This is a genomic window from Lysobacter sp. Root916, from assembly GCF_001429785.1.
GTDB lineage: Bacteria > Pseudomonadota > Gammaproteobacteria > Xanthomonadales > Xanthomonadaceae > Lysobacter.
Genome location: NZ_LMJF01000012.1, coordinates 260,455 through 280,829 on the forward strand (window position 1 = coordinate 260,455; position 20,375 = coordinate 280,829).

Genomic DNA, 20,375 nt, shown 5'->3' on the forward strand with positions numbered 1-20,375 from the left:
AATCGCGCGGCGCGACGGCGACCGCCGACCGACTTCCCATCGAGACCACGCCATGAGCACGCGCCGCCACTTCCTCCAGTCCTCGTTATTGGCCGCGGGCGCCCTGGCCGCGCCGCGTCTGGCGCGGTCCGCGCCCGCCAGCGGCGCCAAGGTGGTGTCGACCTGGGATTTCGGCGTCGGCGCGAATGCGGCGGCCTGGCCTGTGCTCGCGCGCGGCGGCGACGCGCTGGACGCGGTGGAGGCCGGCGCGCGCTGGGCCGAGGCCGACCTGTGCAATCCCACCGTGGGCCGCTGTGGCAATCCCGACCGCGACGGTGTGCTGACCCTGGACGCCAGCATCATGGCCGGCGACGGCCGCTGCGGCGCGGTCGCCGCGCTCGAGGACATCCTGCATCCGGTGTCGGTGGCGCGCGCTGTGATGGATAAGACTCCGCACGTGATGCTGGTGGGCGAGGGCGCCCAGCAGTTCGCGCTGGCGCAGGGCTTTCCCAAGCAGCCGCTGCTGACCGACGAGGCGCGCAAGGCCTGGCGCGAATGGCTGAAAACCAGCGAGTACCGCCCGCAGATCAATGCCGAGCGCAGACAGCGCCCGGGCGACGCCAGCAACCACGACACCCTGGGCATCCTGGCGATCGGCGCGGACGGCAAGCTTGCCGGCGCCTGCACCACCAGCGGCATGGCCTGGAAGCTGCACGGCCGGGTCGGCGACAGCCCCATCGTCGGCGCCGGTTTGTACGTGGACAACGAGGCCGGCGCCGCCACCGCCTCGGGCGTGGGCGAGGAGATGGTGCGCAACGCGGCAAGCTTTCTCGTGGTCGAACTGATGCGCCAGGGACGCTCGCCGGCCGAGGCCTGCCGGGAGGCGATCGAACGCGTGGTGCGCAAACGGCCGGAAGCCAGCAAGCAATTGCAGGTGTGCTTCCTGGCCTTGAACAAGCACGGCGAAGTCGGGGCCTACGCGCTGCACCAGGGCTTCGTCTACGCCGTGCACGACGACGGCGCCGGCCCGCACGAGCGTCTGCACGAATCGGCCTCGGTCTACGCCACGGCACGCAAGTGAGCCGCATCGCCCTGGAGATCGCCGCCAACTCGCTGGCCTCGGCGCTGGCGGCGCAGGACGGCGGCGCCGACCGGGTCGAACTGTGCGAGAACCTGGGCGAGGGCGGTTGCACGCCGTCCTACGCCAGCATCGCGATGGCGCGCGAGCGCCTGCGCATTCCCCTGTACGTGCTGATCCGTCCGCGCGCCGGCGATTTCCTCTACGACGCGTTGGAGCGCGAGCGTATGCGCCGGGACATCGAACTGTGCGTTCGCCTGGGCTGCGACGGCGTGGTGATCGGCGCGCTGGATGCCGACGGCGACGTCGACCGCGCCGCCTGCGCCGAACTGATCGCCGCGGCCGGCGCGCTGGGCGTCACCTTCCATCGCGCCATCGACGCCGCGCGCGATCGCGCGCGCGCGCTGGAGGACGCGATCGCGCTCGGCTGCGAGCGCGTGCTGAGTTCCGGCGGCGCGGCCGGCGCCCCTGCCGGCGCCGCCGGCATCGCCGCGCTGGTGCGGCAGGCGCAGGGACGCATCGCGCTGATGGCGGGGGCGGGGATCGGGGCCGGCAACGTGGCCGCCTTGCTGGCCGCGACCGGGGTGAACCAGGTGCATGCCTCGGCCAAGGGCATGCAGCGTTCGCGCATGCGCTGGCGTAACGCAGCGCTGGTGGGGCTGGATCCGGATTGGATCGCCAGCCAGCGCGAGCAAGTAGCTGCGCTGCGCCAGGCCCTGGATGCCAGCGCTGCCTGATCCAGCCCGTAGGGTGTGGTGAGCCTGGGGCGAGCCGCACCGTCGCGCGAGCCCGAATCGTCGTGCCGGGGCGGTCGCCACCTCGTGCCAATCACCGAAGCGGCCACGCCGCCTTGGAAGCGCCGAGACCTTGCATCGTCGCCGCGCTCGCTCGTCGCCGTGGAAGCCGCGCCGCAGTAGGGAGCGGCGAACCGCAGCATCGCACCGATGCGGCGGCCACCGCGGCCTGGGGCGCAGCGCTGCCTCGCCACCTCGATCACAAACGGCACGGGGCCCGGTCTGGCCGGATTCTCGAGCACTAAACCCATCCGGCTCAATCGCTTAGCCGTCGAAGGTTAAAGATTTGTTGCAGCGCAGAATGCAATCCGGCAAAGCCTGTGATGAATTTAGATCGATCCAGTTTTGTAGGGGGAAAGGGATGGCCGGGCCGGCGTCCCTTTTAAACGGTCGGATTTTTAGATCGTGACAAAAGCTGGAGATCGCTGTCCACGTGTCCCGTTGCAGCCCACCTTTCGAGATCGCCGTGATGACTCACTCCACGCTTCACCGCAATGCGTTGACCAGCGCGCTCGCGCTCGCTTTGTTCGCACCGCTGGCCGCGCAGGCCCAGGACGCGCCGCAGGGGACGGCCGCCCAGGACCAGGTAACCGAAGTCGAAAAAATCACCGTCACCGGTTCGCGCATCAAGCGCACCCAAATCGAAGGCCCGGCGCCGGTCACGGTGATGACCGCCGAGCAGATCAAGGCCGAAGGCTTCGTCACCGTGCACGACGCCCTGAGCACGCTCAACGAGGCCATCGGCACCGTCGAGGCCGACGTGCAGTGGGGCTCGCACACGCCCAACGCCAGCCCGCTCAATCTGCGCAACATGGGGCCCAACCGCAGCCTGCTGCTGGTCAACGGCCGCCGCGTCGCCGATTACCCGCTGCCATACGGCGGCCAGAGCAACTTCGCCAACTACTCCAATATTCCCGCCGCGGCGGTCGAGCGCATCGAAGTGCTGACCGGCGGCGCCTCGGCGATCTACGGCTCCGACGCCATCGCCGGCGTCATCAACGTGATCCTGAAGAAGAACTACAGCGGCGACGAAGTGCGCGTGCGCGGCGGCACCTCCACCGAAGGCGGTCGCGACACCTGGGACCTGTCCTGGGCCGGCGGCAAGACCGGCGAGCAGTGGAGCGTGAGCTACGCCTTGCAGTGGACCAAGCGCGACCCGCTGTTCGGCCGCGACCGCCCCGAGATGGACGACTCCGACGACGCCGCGCCCAGCTCCTGGAACACCGAGCAGCGCAAGGTCGGCTTCCGTCCGTTCACCGGCCTGGCCCTGCTTGACGCCGGCAACGGCAACCGCCGCCTGGCCCCGCCCCCCGGCGCTTGCGAACAGTTCCGCGGCGAGTACTACCGCGCCGACCGCCTGGTCTACAACTACAACACCAACACCGTCAGCAACACCGGCCAGCTATGCGGCAAGAGCGCCGACTTCGGCGATTGGCTGCTGCGCAGCGGCAGCGAGGACTGGTCGGCCTACGCGCATGCCACCTGGGATTTCGACAACGGCATGCAGGCCTGGGTCAACGTGGCCCTCTACGATTCCAAAGCCCAGTGGGGCACCTCGCCGCCGTCGTTGCAGCTCACCGACGGCCTGGACGGCGGCGCCTTCATCGACGCCAACACCGGCCGCCAGCTGATCGGTGTGCGCAGCTTCACCCCGTTCGAGGTCGGCGGCATGGACAACATGCGCAACCTCAACAAGGAACAGTCCTGGGACCTGAGCGCGGGCCTCAGCGGCACTGTGTTCGACGGCCGCTTCAACTGGGACGCCTCGGTCGGCCGCTCGCGCTACACCGTGCACGAGCGCATCGCCACGGTCGATTGGGACGCGGCCGAGAACTTCTTCCTCGGCCCGCAGATCGGCACCCAGGGCGGTCTGCCGGTGTACAACTTCAGCGAAGCGCGCTGGTGGGCGCCGGTGACGCCGGAGCAGTACCGCCAGTTCGGCGTCAACTCGATCAACAACGCCGCGTCCTGGGTCAATCAGGCCCAGGCCTCGATCAGCGGCGACCTGTTCGAAGGCTGGGCCGGCCCGATCGGCTTCGCCGCGGTGCTGGAAGCGGCCAAGCAGGGCTACCAGCTCGACCCCGATCCACGCGGCAACCAGGATTACTGGGTGCAGAACATCGATCGCGGCGGCGGCGAGCGCACCCGCTATTCGGCCGGCGTCGAGTTCAAGGTGCCGCTGCTGGAATCGGTGACCCTGACCGCGGCGGCGCGCCGCGACCACTACGGCAGCTACCACGCCTTCGATTCGGCCGCGCGCCTGGCGATCGGCTCACAGGCCGAAACCACCTGGAACGCCGGCATCGAATGGCGCCCGCTGTCCAACCTGTTGTTGCGCGGCAGCTACGCCACCAGCTTCCACGCGCCGGACATGCATTTCCTGCTGGCCCAGCCCAGCACCTCCGACGTCGGCATGAGCGACCCGCTGCGCTGCATCCAGAGCGGCGCCTATCTGACCAACGACTGCGGCAGCGGCAACCCCGACGTGTTCTACGCCTTCGGCGCCAACCGCCGCGGTACGCCGGACCTGAAGTCGGAACTGGGCGAGTCGTGGACGGTCGGTCTGGTCTGGGATCCGCTGGACAACCTGTCGCTCACCGCCGACTACTGGTCGATCGACCTGGACGACGAAATCCGCGACCTGCCGCTGGACGTGATCCTCAATGACGAGGCCGGCTGCCGTACCGGCAAGACCGTCGATCCCTCGGTGCCGTGGTCCAACCCCAGCGGCGCGGAGTACTGCGCGACCATCCTGGCGCGCGTGAACCGCGACGCCAACGGCCGCCTGCTGTCGGTGGAAACCGGTCCGATCAACATCGCCCAGCGCAGCGTCGCCGGCGTCGACGCCTCGCTGCGCTACCGCCTCGATACCGCGCGCTGGGGCAACTTCCAGTTCGGCCTGAACTACACCAACCTGGTGTCGATGAAGGAGCAGGTGTACGCCACCGATCCCAACCCGGAACGTCGCGATCGCGACGTGCGCAGCAAGATCCGCGGCAGCGTGAGCTGGCAGGGCGAGAAGTGGAACTGGACCGTGTACGGCGACCGCATAGGCTCGGTACCGGGCGTGCGCTACCACTGGGGCACCGACCGTCTCGACAACCCCGGCGGCTGCCGCCCGTTCCCGGACGGCTACGTGCCCAGCGACAGCCTGGACGCCAATTGCGCGGTGCCGCCCGGCAGCAGCAACCCCAACGCCGGCAAGAGCACCTCGCGCTACTACGGCCGCGTCGGTCCGGCGATCACCTGGAACTTCAACGTCGGCTACAAGGTGACCGACCGCGCCAAGATCAACTTCTACGTCAACAACGTGTTCAACAGCACCGGCTGGAACCACAAGGACCCGTACAAGCTCGACTACGAGTTCTACAACAGCCGTCTGTTCAGCCCGGTCGGCCGCGAAGTGTCCCTGGAGTACGTGTTCAACTTCGATTGATCTCTCCCGCCCTCCCCCTCGGGCCCTGGGCCCGGCCGACTGGCCGGGCTCTTTTTTCCCTGGGGCGGCGGCCGTTTTCGGGCGACCGCCCGATCCTCGCCTACGGGCCGTAGGCACGCATCCGGAACGCGTTCGACTTGGGTATCCGCCTCGCCACGACGCTGCTGTTGCTGCTGTTCGCGCCGGCCTGCGTCTGCGCGCAAGCGCCGTTGTCGCAGGCGGCGGCCACGCATGCGCCGACGTCGCCGGCGCTGATTCCGCAGCCGCGGCATTGGCAGCTCGGCGAGGGTAGGTTCGTGCTCGACAGCGGCGTGGCCCTGGTGGTGCCGGCCGATACGCGCAGCCGCGAGATCGCCGATTTCCTGCGCCGCTCGCTGGCCGACGATCACGGCCTGTGGCTGACCGCCCGCGGGGTGCGCGACGCGCGCACGATCGAGCTGCGCCTGGACGCCGCGGTGGCCGGCGAAGAGGCCTACCGCATCGAGGTCGCGCCACAGCGCATCGTGCTGAGCGCCGCGCGACCGCGCGGACTGTTCTGGGCGGTGCAGAGCCTGCGTCAGCTGCTGCCGCCGGGCCGCGCCACGCGCATCGAAGTGCCGGCGCTGCGCATCGAGGATGCGCCGCGTTACGGCTATCGCGGGCATATGCTCGATGTCGGCCGCCATTTCATGCCGGTCGACTTCGTCAAGAAACAGATCGACCTGCTGTCCTACTACAAGATCAACACCTTCCGCTGGCATCTCAGCGAAGACCAGGGCTGGCGGATCGAGATCAAGCGCTATCCCAAGCTGACCCAGGTCGGCGCGTGGCGCGACGAGGAAGACGGCAGCCGCTACGGCGGCTACTACACCCAGGCGCAGATACGCGAAGTGGTGGAATACGCGCGTCAGCGCAACATCATGGTGATCCCCGAGATCGAGATGCCCGGGCATGCGTCGGCGGCGCTGGCGGCCTATCCGGAGCTGTCCTGCCGCAAGCAGCCGATTGCCGTGCCCGCCAGCTGGGGAGTGTTCGAGGACATCTACTGCGCCGGCGACGAGTCCACTTTCGAGTTCCTGCAGCAGGTGCTGGACGAAGTGGTCGCCTTGTTCCCCGCGCCCTATGTGCACATCGGCGGCGACGAAGCGCCCAAGGCGCGCTGGAAGGAAAGCGCGTCCTCGCAGCAGCGTATGCGCGAACTCGGGCTGAAGGACGAGGACGAACTGCAGGCCTGGTTCGTGCGCCGCATCCAGCGCTACCTCGCCGGTAAGGGCAAGACCCTGATCGGCTGGGACGAGATCCTCGACGGCGGTCTGGGCAAGGACGCCATCGTCGAAGTCTGGCGCGGAGACGAACCGGCCGCGCGCGCGCTGCGCAACGGCAACCGCATCGTCGTGGCCAGCCCGTTCTATCTGGACCGGGCGCAGAGCGATCTGAGCCTGGAAAAGCTCTATCGCACCGATTTCGCCGCCGCACCGGCGTTCGCCGAGCATGCCGCGCAGGTGCTGGGCGCCGAGGCGCCGCTGTGGACCGAGCGGGTGACGCCGCGCAATGCCGAGGCGATGCTGTATCCGCGCCTGCTCGCGTTCGCCGAGAACACCTGGAGCGGCGTCGGCGACTACCCGGATTTCCAACGCCGCCTGAGCCAGCACTACCCCAGGCTCGACGCCTGGCGGGTGAGCTACGGCCCGGAAGCGACGGACGTGGTGGGCTATCGGCTGGAGCGCGATCCGGCGCAACGCGTATGGCGGGTGCACGCGCAACGCGGTTTCTCCGACCTGCGCATCCACTACAGCACCGACGGCCGCGAACCGGACGCGACCTCGCCCTGGTTCGAGGACAGCCTGGAGATCGCCCGGCCGGGCACGCTGAAGTTGACTCCGTATCGCCACGGCCGCGCCTATGCGCGCAGCCGCGCTTACACCCTGGTGGCGCACCGCGGTCTGGATCGCGAAGTGCGCTACTCGCTGCCGGCGCACCCGCGCTACCGCGGCAATGCCGATACCGCGACCCTGAGCGATGGCGTCCTGGCCGGCGACGAGCATGCCGACGGCCGCTGGACGGCCTGGGCCGGCGGCGACGTCGAACTCATCGTGGACCTGGGCGCGCCGACCGTGCTGCGCGCGCTGTCGGCGCGCTTCCTGCAGCAGACCCAGAGCTGGATCCTGCCGCCGCGTAGCCTGCAGCTGTTCACGTCCGACGACGGCCGGCGCTGGACGCCGGGCGCGGAGCTCGCGCTGGACGTGGATGCCGCCGAGTTGCGCCAGCGTTATCACACGCCGCACCTGGCCTTGCCGCAGCCGATGCGCGCACGCTACCTGCGCCTGCAGATTCAAGGCTATGGCGCTCTGCCCGCGGGCCATCCCGGTGCCGGCAGCCCGTCCTTCTATTTCGTCGACGAACTGGTGATCGAATGAGTCGCTCGCACACGCCGCCGCAGACCGCCCGTTCCGCTCTCCGCTTGCGCACGGGCCTGCGCTGGTTGGGTTTGGCCCTGGCCTTGACCGTTGCCGCCGCGCAGGCCGCGCCCGCGCGCGAGGACCTGGCCGCCACGGTCAACACCTATATCGGCAGCAAGGACGACGGCAACACCTATCCTGGCGCGTCCGCGCCGTTCGGCCTGATCCAGGTCTCGCCGATCGGCGATCACTACGCCGGCTGGCGCTACGACGAGCCCAAGATCCGCGGCTTCGGCCATTCCTTCCTGTCCGGCGCCGGCTGCTGGGAGCAGGGCGGGCAGTTGTCGGTGCTGCCGGTGACCGGCAGCATCGCGCCGGGCGGCGCCTTCGACACGGCCAAGTCCGACAGCTTCGATCAGCGCAAGTACGCCGCCGCCTATACCCACGAAGGCGAGGTCGGGCAGGCCGGTTACTACAAAGTGCGGCTGACCGATTACGGCGGCATCGACGTCGAAGCCACCGCGCGCACCCGCGCCGCCGCCGAGCGCTACACCTTCAGCGTCGATGCCGGCACCGGCCACGTGCTGGTCAACACCGGCCAGGCCAACAACCGCCACTGGGTGGTCGGCAGCGCGCTGCGCGTGGTCGACGAGCGCAGCGTCGAAGGCCGCATCACCACCAAGAGCTTCTGCGGCGGCCAGAACTACACCACCTGGTTCGTGCTGCGCTTCGACCGCCCGTTCCAAAGCCAGGGCACCTGGGACGAGGAGGGCGGCCACCCCGGCGGCCGCGCCGCCATGCAGGGCGACGGCCGTCCGGCCGGCGCGTGGTTCAGCTTCGATCTCAAGCAGGGCCGCGCGGTCACCGCGATCAGCGCGATCTCGCACGTCGATCAGCAAGGCGCCTGGAACAATCTGCGCGCCGATGCCATGGCCGGCGAGCAAACGCTGGGATTCGACGCCATGCGCACGCGTGCGCAGGACGCTTGGCGCAAGGAGCTGCAGAGCGTGCGCGTGCAGGGCGGCAGCGGCGACGATCGCACCGTGTTCTACACCGCGCTCTACCACACCTTGTTGCAGCCGCTGACCGGTAGCGACGCCGACGGCCGTTATCGCGGCTACGACGATCGCATCCACCAGGCCGAAGGCTGGACCTATTACGAGTACTTCTCGCTGTGGGACACCTACCGCTCGCAGAACCAGCTGCTGGCGATGCTGCGTCCGCAGCGCGCGCGCGACATCGCTCAGTCGGTGCTGAAAATTCGCGAGCAGGGCGGCTGGCTACCGCGCTGGGGCTACGCCAGCTTCGAGACCAATGTGATGACCGGCGACCCGGTCACGCCCTTCCTGGTCGATCTGTGGAAGTTCGGCGCATTGCAGGGCCGCGAGCGCGAGGCCTGGACCGCGCTGCGCGAGAACGCCTTCGGGGTGCCGCCGTTCGGCTCGCGCAGCAGCGGTCGCGCCGGCAATCCCAGTTATCTGCAGCGGGGTTTCGTCCAGTACGACCGCGCGTTCCCGGTCAAGAGCATGGACATCGATCCGCATCACGGCGGTTCGGCCACGCTGGAATACGCGCTCGCGGATTGCTCGCTCGCGAGCTTCGCCCAGGCCCTGGGCGAGGACGCGGACGCGCAGACCCTGCGCACGCGCGGCGGCAACTGGCGCAAGGTGTGGGACGCGCAAGCCCAGGACGCCGAGCTGGGCTACACCGGCTTCCCGCGTCCGCGCCTGGACGACGGCGGCTGGTACAGCGGGCCGGACGGACGCTACAACCCGCGTTCGCACCACGGCTTCCACGAAGGCACCGCCTGGCAATACCAGTGGCTGGTGCAGCAGGACGTGCCCGGACTGGCCGCGGCGATGGGCGGCGAAGCCGAGGCGCTGCGCCGGCTGGACGCGTTCTTCGCTTACGACGCGCTGGTGGCGGACCCGGCCCACGCCGCGCGCAAGCAGTGGGTGGTGGGGCCGTACAGCTACTACAGCCAGTACCGCTATAACCCCAACAACGAACCCGACCTGCACGCGCCCTGGCTGTACGCGCTGCTGGGACAGCCGTGGAAGACCTCGACGGTGCTGCGTTCGGCGCAGACGCTGTTCACCAACGCGCCCAACGGCGTCACCGGCAACGACGACCTGGGCACCATGTCGGCCTGGTATCTGTTCAGCGCGATCGGCCTGTACCCGCTGATGCCGGGCAGCGGTGAGCTGGTGCTGCACGCGCCGCGGTTCGAGCGCGTCGAGCTGGACCTGGGCGAGGGCAAGACCCTGCGCATCGAGGCGCCGGGCGCCGACGGCCGCAAGCTGCAATATCCGCAGTCGGTACGTTTCGGCAGCGCGGCGGTCGATCAGGTCTGGCTGGATTGGTCGCGCGTACGCGATGGCGGCACCCTGCGTTTCGAACTCGGTCCCGCGCCGTCGGCCTGGGCCACCGCCGCTTCGGCGCGTCCGGCCGCGGCCTGCGGCGCGCAAACCGGGAGCGCGCCTTGAATGCGGTCGCGGCGCCGCCGCGCCGCCCGGCGGTCCGCAGCGGCCGCGGGTCGGCCGGCCTGGGCCTTACCGCCGCAAGCAGCCAACTTGGATCGATCCACTTGGTGAATAATCGGGCGACAGCACGAGTCCAAGGACCCGGGATCTCCGATGACGACCCACAAGCCCGGCACCGGCCGGTCCAACCGCAAGCAGGTCACCGTGACCGACATCGCCCAAGCCTGCGGCGTGTCGCGGGCGACGGTGTCGCTGGTGCTGCGCGGCAGTCCGCTGGTGCATGCCGATACCCGCGCGCGGGTGGAAGCGGAATTGAAGCGGCAGCGCTACGTCTACAACCGCGCGGCGGCGAACCTGCGCCGGCAGACTTCCAGTTCGGTCGCGTTGGTGATCAACGACCTGTCCAACCCCTTCTTCGCCGAGTTCGCCGCGGGCGTGGACGAGGCCTTGGGCGAGGAGGGCTACGTCACCCTGTTGGGCAGCACCGCCGAATCGCCGCAGCGCCAGTTGGCGGTGCTGGGCTCGCTGGTCGAGCACGGGCCGGCCGGCATCATCCTGTCGCCGGCCGAGCACAGCGACGGCGCGGCGCTGCAACGCTTGCTGGGCGCGCACACGCCGGCGCTGGTGTTCAACCGCGCCTTGCCGGGCGTGGACTGGGACTTCCTGGCGCTGGACAACGAGCACGGCGCGCGTCTGGCCACCGAGCACCTGCTGTCGCTGGGGCACCGGCGGATCGCGTTCTTCGGCGGGCATGCCGATTCCAGTTCCTGTCGGCAGCGCCGGCAGGGTTACAGCGACGCGATGCGCGCGGCGGCGATCGAGCCTTCGCCGGATTGGCTGGTCGAATGCAGCCCGACCCGCGTCGAAGCCGCCTCGCGCACCGCCGAACTGTTCGAGCACGCGCCGGATGCGACCGCGGCGGTTTGCTACAACGACACCGTCGCCTTGGGCCTGATGCTGGGCCTGAGCGCGCGCGGGATCCGGCCGGGGCTGGACTTCGCCCTGACCGGATTCGACGACATCACCGAGGCGGCGCTGTCGACGCCGTCGCTGACCACGCTGGCGGCGCAGCCGCGCGCGTGCGGGCGCCAGGCCGCCGAACTGCTGTTGCAGCGCGTGCGCGATCCGGGCGCGTTGTCGCGGCGCGTGATCGCGCCGGTGAAGCTGGTGGTGCGCGGCAGCAGCGGAGCCGCGGCCATGTGAGTTCCCTCCTCCGGCGCCGACCGCACGACGCCTCCACCGAGCCGTCGACGCCATGAGCACTCAAGATCCCAACGCGCCGGCGTCCGCCGCGCGCAACCGCGCGGCCCTGATCGCGATGACCGCGATCTTCTTCATGTGGGGCTTCATCACCGAGCTCAACGGGGTGCTGATTCCGCACCTGCAGTCGGTGTTCCAGCTCACCCACGCGCGCTCGATGCTGCTGGACTCGGCCTTCTTCGGGGCCTACTTCGTGATGGCGGTGCCGGCCGGGCGGGTGGTGGCCAGAGTCGGCTACAAGCTGGGCATCGTGATCGGCCTGCTGATCGCCGGCGGCGGCGCGCTGCTGGTGCTGCCGGCGGCGCAGGCGGCCTCGTTCGAATTGTTCCTGCCGGCCTTGTTCATTCTGGCCACCGGCATCGTCCTGTTGCAGGTCTCGGCCAATCCCTACGTGAGCCTGCTGGGCGCGCCCGAGCGCGCCGCCAGCCGGCTCAACTTCGCCCAGGCGGTGAATTCGCTGGGCCACACCATCGGCCCCTACGTGGCCGGCCTGCTGATCTTCAGCGCGACCCTGCTCAGCGCCGAACAGCTGGCCAAGCTGCCGGCGGCCGAGCGCGTGCAGACCGTGCAGCCGCTGTACATCGGCGTGGCCGTGGCGCTGATCGCGCTGGCGGCGGCGGTGTACTTCTTCCGCATGCCGGCGCTCACCGAGGCCACCGAACAGGCCGACGCGCGCAAGCACGGCTTCGTCGACGTGCTGCGTCATTCGCATCTGCGTTGGGGCGTGCTGGCGATCTTCTTCTACGTGGGCGTGGAGGTCACGGTCGCCCACTTCATGGTCAAGTACGTCTCGCGCCCGGAGATCGGCGCGATGAGCGAAGGCCAGGCTTCGCTGTACCTGTCCTACTACCACGGCGCCGCGATGATCGGCCGCTTCCTCGGCGCGGCGCTGCTGATGAGCGCCAATCCGCGCCGGTTGCTGCCGTTGTACGCAGCGATCAACATCGTGCTGCTGCTGGTCACCATGAACACCCTGGGCGGCGTGGCCTTGTGGTCGGTGGTGCTGGTGGGCCTGTTCAACTCGATCATGTTCCCGACCATCTTCACCCTGGCGATCGAGCGCCTGGGCCCGATGACGGAGAAGGCTTCCAGCCTGCTGGTGATGGCCATCGTCGGCGGCGCGGTGATTCCGCCGCTGCAGGGCGCCTTGGTGGATCTGCTCAAGGGCGCGCTGGGCGACGAGACCCGCGCCCTGCAGTACGCCTTCGTCGTATCCGCGCTGTGCTACGCCTACATCGTCTGGTACGGCCTGCGCGGTTCGCGCCTATCGCCGCCAGCCAACACCGTACAGGGGCAGGATTGAACCGCATGCGCAACATCGTTTGCTTCGGCGAGGCCTTGATCGATTTCCTCGCCCAGCCCGCGCCCGCCGACGACGCGCCGCGCGCGTTCCTGAAATACGCCGGCGGCGCGCCGGCCAACGTCGCCGCCGCCGCGGCGCGGCTGGGCGCGCCGACCCAGTTCGTGGGCATGCTGGGCCACGACATGTTCGGCGACTTCCTGCTCGACAGCCTGCGCGGTTGCGGCGTGGCCACCGACTACGTGCTGCGCACCGACGCGGCCAAGACCGCGCTGGCCTTCGTCGCCCTGGACGAACACGGCGAACGCAGTTTCAGCTTCTACCGTCCGCCGGCGGCGGATCTGCTGTTCCGCAGCGAGCACTACGCCGCCGACTGCTTCGCCCGGGCCGGCGCCTTCCACGTCTGCTCCAACAGCCTGACTGAAGACGAGATCGCCGAGGCGACCCTGCAGGGCATGCGCCTGGCGCGTGCGGCTGGCGCCCTGGTCAGCCTGGATCTCAACCTGCGCCCGATGCTGTGGCCGCAGGGCGTGGAGCCGCGACCGAGCTTGTGGCAGGCGCTGGCCGCGGCCGACCTGGTCAAGCTGGCGCGCAACGAACTGGACTATCTGGCCGAGCCCTACGGCGGCGGCGAAGCCGGCGAACGCGCGGTGCGCGAACGCCTGTTCGCGGGCGCGGCGCGCTGGCTGGTGGTCACCGACGGCGGCGCGCCGATGCGCTGGTACGGCGCTGACGGCGAGGGCGAGGTGCGCGGCTTCCGGGTCAAGGCGGTCGATACCACCGCCGCCGGCGACGCCTTCGTCGGCGGCCTGCTGTCGTATCTGTGCGAACGCGGCGTGGATGCGGCGGGCCTGCCCGCGTTCCTGGCCGACCGCGCCGCGCTGGAGGACGCCCTGCGTTTCGCCGCCGCGGTCGGCGCGCTGGCGGTGACCCGGCACGGCGCCTTCGCCGCGATGCCCTCGCGCGCGCAGGTCCAGCAATTGCTCAAGGATCAGTATGAACACGCTGCCTGACCCCGTCGCCCCGGACTTCCGTTCCGCCGACTTCCTGCGTGCGCATATCGCGCGCACCATGGCCTTCTATCACCCGCGCTGCATCGATCCGTCCGGTGGCTTCTTCCACTATTTCAAGGACGACGGCGGGGTTTTCGAGGCCTCGCACCGGCATCTGGTCAGCAGCACCCGCTTCGTTTTCAACTACGCCATGGCCGCGCGCGAGTTCGGCGAGGACGCGGCTTTGCGCGCGCAGTACCTGCAGGCGGCGCGCCACGGCCTGCGCTACCTGCGCGAGCGCCACCGCAATCCGGACACCGGCGGTTACGCCTGGACCCTGCGCGACGGCCGGGTCGAGGACGAGACCTACCATTGCTACGGCGTGGCCTTCGTGCTGCTGGCGTACTCCACCGCGCTCAAGGCCGGCATGGACGAAGCGCGCGCCTGGATGGACGAAACCTGGCAGCTGCTGGAGCGGCGCTACTGGGAACCGCGGCACGGCCTGTACCGCGACGAAGCGGACGCGCACTGGAACTTCAGCGGCTACCGTGGCCAGAACGCCAACATGCACATGTGCGAGGCGATGCTGGCGGCGTTCGAAGCCAGCGGCGAGCGCCGCTACCTGGATCGCGCGCTGGGCCTGGCCGAGCGCATGACCCGCCACCACGCCGCCCAGGCCGGCGGGCTGGTGTGGGAGCACTACGACGCCGACTGGAACATCGACTGGACCTACCACCTCGACGATCCCAAACACCTGTTCCGCCCCTGGGGCTTCCAGCCCGGCCACCAGACCGAGTGGGCCAAGCTGCTGCTGATCCTGGACCGGCACATCGAGGCCGACTGGCTGCTGCCGACCGCGCGCCATCTGTTCGACACCGCGCTCGCGCATTCCTGGGATGGACGGCGCGGCGGCATGTATTACGGTTTTGCGTTCGAGGGCCTACGGCAGGCGTTGAGCGAAGCAAGCGCTTTGGAACGTCCAGCCATGGATGGCCCGGCGCTTGCGGAGGGACCCGCGTATGTGTGCGACGACGACAAGTATTTCTGGGTTCAAGCCGAATCGCTGGCCGCCGCCGCGCTGCTGGCCGCGCGCACCGGCGAAGATCGCTATTGGGATTGGTATCAGCGCCTGTGGGCCTACTCCTGGACGCATCTGGTCGATCATCGCTACGGCGCCTGGTTCCGCATCCTCGATGCCGACAATCGCAAGTACAGCGACGAGAAGAGTCCGGCCGGCAAGACCGATTACCACACCATGGGCGCGTGTTACGAAGTGCTGAACCTGGTGCGCGGGAGCTGAGGGCGAAGATGCGGCCGGCCAAGCTCTGGCGGGGATGGCGAGGCTGCGCGGCGGTCGTATCGATCGCCGTGGCGGTGCTGTTCGCCACGGCCGCGCCGGCGGCGCAGCCCCAGGTGCGCTACCTGCATCAGGGCTGGGAGTTCCGCTTGCTGCCGGACGACCCGCAGGCGCGCGAGCATGCGCCCGCGACGCAGTGGCGCGCCGCGCGCGTGCCCGGTCACGTGCATACCGACCTGCTCGCCCAGGGGCTGATACCCGATCCCTATGTCGGCGCGCCGGAAGCGCAGCTGCAATGGATAGGCCTGGGCACCTGGGAATACCGCAGCCGCTTCGATCTGAGCGAGGCGACACTGCGCAAGTCTCATGCCGAGCTGGTATTCGAGGGCCTGGATACCTACGCCGACGTCTACCTCAACGGCGAGGCGCTGCTGTCGGCCGACAACGCTTTCCGGACCTGGCGGCTGCCGGTGGCCGGCAAGCTGCGCGCGCGCGGCAACGAGCTGCGGGTGGTGCTGCATTCGCCGATCCGGCGTCTGCTGCCGCGCGTGGAGGCGATGCCGCACAAGATCGCCGGCAACTACCCCTCGCCCTACGGCGACGAGCCCAAGGAGGCGATGACCGGCAACTTCGCGCGCAAGCCCGGCTACCACTACGGCTGGGACTGGGGCCCGCGCTACGTCACCGCCGGCGTATGGCGCGACGTGAAGCTGGAGAGCTGGGACGGGCCGCGTATCGACGAACTGCACCTGCGTCAGCTGCGCGTCGATGCCGATGTCGCCGAGCTGCGCGCGCAGGTGCAAGTGCGCGCCGACGCCGCCGGCAGCGCGACCCTGGAGCTGGACTGGCTGGACCCCGACGGCCGCCGTGCGCGCGCGCTGCGCCAGACCGTGCAACTGCGAGCCGGCGCGCAGACGCTGAATGTGCCGGTGCGGATCGAGCGGCCGCGGCGCTGGTACCCGTTCGGCTACGGCGAGCAGGCGCTGTACACCTTCCGCGCGCGTCTGCTCGACGCGGACGGCCAGCGCGCCCAGGCGCAGCAGCGCACCGGCCTGCGCCGGGTCGAGCTGCGCCGGCGGCGCGACGCGGCGGGGCAGGGCTTCGCGTTCGCGGTCAACGGCATCGAGATCTTCGCCAAGGGCGCCAACGCGATCCCGTTCGACATGTTTCCCGCGCGGGTGCCGCGCGAACGTTTGCGCAAGACCCTGGAGGACGCGCGCGCGGCCAACATGAACATGCTGCGCAACTGGGGCGGCGGCTATTACGAAAGCGATGCGTTCTTCGACCTGGCCGACGAGCTCGGCCTGATGGTGTGGCAGGACTTCATGTACGGCGGCGGCATGCAGCCGGGCTTCGATCCGGCTTTCCGCGCCAATGCCGTGGCCGAGGCGCGCGACCAGGTCCGACGCCTGCGCCGCCATCCCAGCATCGTGCTGTGGTGCGGCAACAACGAAGAGGAAACGGCCTGGAAGGATTGGGGCCATCGCCGCAAGCTGATGGAATCCGATCCTGCTTTCGCGCAGACGGTCTGGGACGGCTACGTGCAGCTGTTCGGACGCGACCTGCGCGAGGTGGTCGCGCAGGAGGCTGGCGACCTGCCGTACTGGTCCAGTTCGCCCGGCAACGATCTGGACGAGAAGGCCAACGATTCGGCCAAGGGCGACAAGCATTACTGGGACGTGTGGGCCGGCTCCAAACCGATCGCCGCCTACTTGGACGAAGCCCCGCGCTTCATGTCCGAGTTCGGCCTGCAGGCCTGGCCGTCGCTGCGCACCGTCGACGCCTTCGCCAGCGCGGCGGAGCAGGGTATCGATACACCGGTGATCCGCGCCCACCAGAAGTTCCTGGCCGGCGCCGGCAACGAGCGCCTGCTGCACTACATTCGCGCCGGCTACGGCGAGCCGCGCGATTTCGCCCAGTTCGTCTACCTCAGCCAGGTCATGCAGGCCGAGGGCATCGAGCTGGCCGCGTTGCACCACCGCGCCAGCCGGCCGCACACCATGGGCTCGCTGTACTGGCAGCTCAACGACGTGTGGCCGGGCGCGTCCTGGTCCAGCCTGGACTATTACGGCCGTTGGAAGGCTTTGCACTTCCACGCACGCCGCTTCTTCGCCCCGGTCGCGGCGGCGGCGCTGCGCAAGGACGGGCGCACCACGCTGAGCCTGCTGTCGGACCGCACCCAGGCCCTGCCGGCGCGATGGACGTTGCGCGTGATCGATTTCGACGGCCGCGAACATTGGCGTGCGCAGGGCGAGGTCGCGCTGACGCCGCTGGCCGTCACCGCCGCGGGCGCCTGGAGCGATGCCGAACTGCTGCGCGGCGCCGACCCGCGCCGTACCGCGGCGGTGTTCGAGCTGCAGGCTCAAGGCGAGCCGGTATCGCGCCGTGTGATCTATTTCGACGAAGCCAAGGCGCTGGCGCTGAGCGATCCGCAGTTGCGCACGCAGTGGCGTCGTGACGGCAAGGCCGCGGTATTGACGCTGCAGACCGAGCGCCTAGCGCGCGGGCTGTGGATCGAGTTCGACGGCCTCGACGCCGAATTGTCCGACAACGCCTTGACCCTGCTGCCCGGCGAAACCGTGCAGCTGCGCGTGCGCGCCGATGCCGATCTCGCGCGTCTGCGCCAGGCGCTGCGGCTGCGCTGGCTGCGCGCCCCCTAAGTCCGGCTTCCGTTTTCCCGCGCCGCGCGCCGGTATGGGCGCGGCCCCAACCGACCTTGGTGACCCTGATGACTCCACGCACGCTCGCCTGCCTTATCGCCGCCGTCCTGATCGTCGGCTGCGCCCGCCCCGCTAGCGATGTCGCTACGGCGCCCGCCGCCCAGCCACCTGCCGCGGCACCCGCGCAAAGCGCCGACGTGGCTGAGGCCGCGCGCATGGCCGAACGAGTGAAGGCCGAGACCCGTCATGCCTGGCAGGGTTACAAGCGCTACGCCTGGGGCCGCGACGCGCTCAAGCCGCTGAGCAAGAGCGGCCACGACTGGTATCCGCACTCGCTGCTGATGACGCCGGTGGACGCGCTGGACACTCTGCTGCTGATGGGCCTGAAGAGCGAGGCCGACGAGGCACGCGAGCTGATCGCGACCCAGCTGAACTTCGACCGCGACATGGTCGTGCAGAACTTCGAGGTCACCATCCGCCTGCTCGGCGGCCTGTTGTCGGGCTATCAAGCCACGGGCGACGAGCGCCTGCTCAAACTCGCCGACGACCTGGGCACGCGCCTGCTGCCGGCGTTCGACTCGCCCACCGGCCTGCCTTACACGCACGTCAATCTGCGCACCGGCAAGACCCGCGGCAAGGTCAGCAACCCGGCCGAGACCGGCACCCTGCTGATCGAGTTCGGCATGCTGTCCAAGCTCACCGGCAAGCCGGTGTACTACGAGCGGGCCAAGCGCGCGTTGGTGGAGACCTATAAACGGCGCGACCCCAAGACCGGCCTGGTCGGGTCCTGGATCGACGTGGAGAGCGGCCGTTGGACCGATACCGGCTCGCACATCGGCGGCGGCATCGATTCCTATTACGAGTACCTGTACAAGTGCTGGCGTTTGTTCGGCGACCAGGAATGCAAGGCGATGTGGGATCAGAGCATCGTCGCGGTCAATGCGCACCTGGCCGACGAAGTGCGCGAGCGCGAGCTGTGGTACGGCCACGCCGACATGGTCACCGGCAAGCGCACGGCCACGCGCTACGGCGCGCTGGACGCGTTCATGCCGGCGCTGCTGGCCTTGGGCGGCGATCTGGATCGCGCCCAGCGCCTGCAGGATTCGGGCTTGAAGATGTGGCGCCTGCACGGCATCGAGCCCGAGTCGCTGGACTACGCCAAGATGCAGGTCGCATCGCCCGGCTACGCGCTGCGGCCGGAGATCGTCGAATCGGCCTACTACCTGCATGTGCTGACCGGCGATCCCAAGTACCGCGCGATGGGGCGCGAGTTCTTCGACGATTTCGTGCGCCACTGTCGCACCGAGGCCGGCTACGCCGCGCTCAAGGACGTGACCAGCAAGCAGCAGGACGACTCGATGGAGAGCTTCCTGTTCGCCGAGACCTTCAAGTACTACTACCTGCTGTTCGCGCCGGCGCAGACACTGGACTTCGAGCAGGTGACCTTCAATACCGAGGCGCATCCGCTGCGCCTGCCGGTGGCCAAGTCGCAGTGAGGCTGCGCGCGGCGCTGGCGCTGTGCGCGCTGTGGCTGGTGGCCTGTGCCGTCACGCCGCCACGCACGCCGCCGGCCGTCGCGCTCCATCCGCGCGCGATCGTCTTCTACTACAACTGGTACGGCAACCCCGAGCGCGACGGCGCGCGCCTGCATTGGTCGCATCCGGTGCTGAAGCTGCGCGCCGAGGACGCGGGCGCGCCGGACATTCCGGGCGGCGGCGACATCGCCGCCGACTTCTACCCCGCGCTGGGCGAGTACAGCAGCGCCGACCCGGCGCTGGCCGAGCGTCACATGGCGATGATCGCGCAGGCCGGCATCGGCGTGGTCGCGGTGACCTGGCTGGGGCGCGCGGACCCGAGCTACCGCAGCCTGCCCGCGCTGTTCGACGCCGCCGAGCGGCATGGCCTGCGCATCTGTTTCCAGATCGAGCCCGGCTCGCGCCCCGATATCGGCGCGGCGCGCGCGCAGTTCGTCGCCGCGATCGACGACTACGGCCGGCATCCGGCGTTCTATCGCGATCCCGGCAGCGGGCGTCCGTTGTTCTTCGTCTACGACTCCTACCAACTGCCGGCCTCCGACTGGGCGCGGCTGCTGCGCGCGGACGGCGCCGATACGCTGCGCGGCGGCGCTTACGACGCCGATGTGATCGGCCTGTGGGTGCGGGCCGACGAGGGCCGGTTCTTCCTCGATGGCGGCTTCGACGGCGTCTACACCTATTTCGCCAGCCGCGGCTTCACCTGGGGCGCCACGCCGGAACACTGGCCGCAACTGCAGCGCTGGGCGGATGCGCACGGGCTGCGTTTCATCCCCTCGGTGGGGCCGGGCTACAGCGACCGGCGCGTGCGGCCCTGGAACCGCGCCAATGAGCGTGGCCGCGACGGCGGCGCCTATTACGACGCGATGTTCGGCGCGGCCGTGGACAGCGGCGCCCGCTGGGTGTCGATCACGTCCTTCAACGAATGGCACGAAGGCACGCAGTTGGAACCGGCGCGCGCGGCCGACCGCGATGGGCGCTATTTCGACTATGCGCCGCTGGCGCCGGATCACTATCTGCGGCGTACGCGGTACTGGCTGTCGCGGTTTCCGCAGGGCTCGCCCTAGCGTAGCGACGAGGCGGTGTGGGGCCGGAGCCTCGCAGCCGCTCGCCCCATATCCGCCCTGCGGGCACCACACCTCCTGCGGTCGCCGCAAGCGGGAGTAGGGACTGCAGAGTCTGCATC

At 69.6% G+C, this 20,375-nt stretch carries 12 protein-coding genes; all 12 read left to right on the forward strand.

Going from position 1 to position 20,375, the window contains the following annotated elements; genetic code table 11:
* Positions 1-52: 52 nt before the first annotated feature.
* The 12 genes from ASE35_RS22005 (at position 53) to ASE35_RS10825 (ending at position 20,256) form a co-directional block, all read left to right on the forward strand.
* Positions 53-1,060, forward strand: a complete 1,008-nt coding sequence (locus ASE35_RS22005) for a N(4)-(beta-N-acetylglucosaminyl)-L-asparaginase (RefSeq protein ID WP_057163825.1) — start codon at positions 53-55, stop codon at positions 1,058-1,060.
* A complete protein-coding gene (locus ASE35_RS22010; RefSeq protein WP_057163826.1) occupies positions 1,057-1,794 on the forward strand; it encodes a copper homeostasis protein CutC in 738 nt (245 codons plus the stop codon). The genes ASE35_RS22005 and ASE35_RS22010 overlap by 4 nt, the downstream gene beginning before the upstream one ends.
* A 592-nt stretch (positions 1,795-2,386) precedes the next feature.
* Complete coding sequence (locus ASE35_RS10780) at positions 2,387-5,287, forward strand: TonB-dependent receptor (RefSeq protein ID WP_235570064.1); 2,901 nt, start codon at positions 2,387-2,389, stop codon at positions 5,285-5,287.
* Between the two features lie 137 nt (positions 5,288-5,424).
* The gene (locus tag ASE35_RS10785) at positions 5,425-7,683 is read left to right on the forward strand and encodes a family 20 glycosylhydrolase (RefSeq protein WP_057163828.1); all 2,259 of its coding nucleotides are present in this window, start codon (positions 5,425-5,427) and stop codon (positions 7,681-7,683) included.
* Entirely contained in the window at positions 7,680-10,151 is a 2,472-nt protein-coding gene (locus tag ASE35_RS10790) for a GH92 family glycosyl hydrolase (RefSeq protein ID WP_082611230.1), read from the forward strand. The genes ASE35_RS10785 and ASE35_RS10790 overlap by 4 nt, the downstream gene beginning before the upstream one ends.
* A gap of 150 nt (positions 10,152-10,301) precedes the next feature.
* Entirely contained in the window at positions 10,302-11,351 is a 1,050-nt protein-coding gene (locus ASE35_RS10795) for a LacI family DNA-binding transcriptional regulator (RefSeq protein ID WP_056179285.1), read from the forward strand.
* Positions 11,352-11,403: 52 nt separating this feature from the next.
* Complete coding sequence (locus ASE35_RS10800; RefSeq protein WP_057163829.1) at positions 11,404-12,711, forward strand: sugar MFS transporter; 1,308 nt, start codon at positions 11,404-11,406, stop codon at positions 12,709-12,711.
* Positions 12,712-12,716: 5 nt separating this feature from the next.
* Positions 12,717-13,721 (forward strand): carbohydrate kinase, encoded by a 1,005-nt coding sequence (locus tag ASE35_RS10805; protein ID WP_057164022.1) that lies wholly within the window; start codon positions 12,717-12,719, stop codon positions 13,719-13,721.
* Entirely contained in the window at positions 13,705-15,000 is a 1,296-nt protein-coding gene (locus ASE35_RS10810) for an AGE family epimerase/isomerase (RefSeq protein WP_057163830.1), read from the forward strand. The genes ASE35_RS10805 and ASE35_RS10810 overlap by 17 nt, the downstream gene beginning before the upstream one ends.
* 8 nt (positions 15,001-15,008) lie before the next feature.
* On the forward strand, positions 15,009-17,657 hold the full coding sequence (locus ASE35_RS10815; protein WP_057163831.1) for a glycoside hydrolase family 2 protein: 2,649 nt from the start codon (positions 15,009-15,011) through the stop codon (positions 17,655-17,657).
* A gap of 215 nt (positions 17,658-17,872) precedes the next feature.
* Positions 17,873-19,153 (forward strand): glycoside hydrolase family 47 protein, encoded by a 1,281-nt coding sequence (locus tag ASE35_RS10820; RefSeq protein ID WP_157489412.1) that lies wholly within the window; start codon positions 17,873-17,875, stop codon positions 19,151-19,153.
* Positions 19,150-20,256 (forward strand): glycoside hydrolase family 99 protein, encoded by a 1,107-nt coding sequence (locus ASE35_RS10825; protein ID WP_200957022.1) that lies wholly within the window; start codon positions 19,150-19,152, stop codon positions 20,254-20,256. The genes ASE35_RS10820 and ASE35_RS10825 overlap by 4 nt, the downstream gene beginning before the upstream one ends.
* Positions 20,257-20,375 lie beyond the last annotated feature (119 nt).